Below are 280 nucleotides of genomic sequence, written 5' to 3' on the forward strand. Positions count from 1 at the left end.
ATCGCGTGCATCTGCCGAAGGCACTGAGCGGCAGCCGCCCGCTGTGCTGCGGGCGCACCTTCCTGTCCGCCGGCCTCGTCGATGAAGCCAGGGTCGAGCTCGATCGTCTCGTGGCCGCGTTTGCGCCCTTTGCCGCGCGCGGCGTGCCGATCGTCGGTCTCGAGCCGAGCTGCCTGTTGACGCTGCGCGACGAGCTCGCCTCGCTGCGCAAGGACGATGACGCCAAGGCCATCAGCGCCCATGCTCTCACCTTCGAGGAATTTCTGGTGCGCGAGGCCGA

The 280-nt window shown here is 68.6% G+C and carries 1 protein-coding gene; it reads left to right on the forward strand.

Features of this window, described 5'->3' with window-relative positions:
* On the forward strand, positions 1-280 hold a 280-nt coding region (locus AABA86_RS34600), incomplete at both ends, for a hypothetical protein (RefSeq protein ID WP_338309942.1).

The sequence above is a fragment of the Bradyrhizobium sp. TM233 genome, assembly GCF_036247965.1.
GTDB lineage: Bacteria > Pseudomonadota > Alphaproteobacteria > Rhizobiales > Xanthobacteraceae > Bradyrhizobium > Bradyrhizobium ottawaense.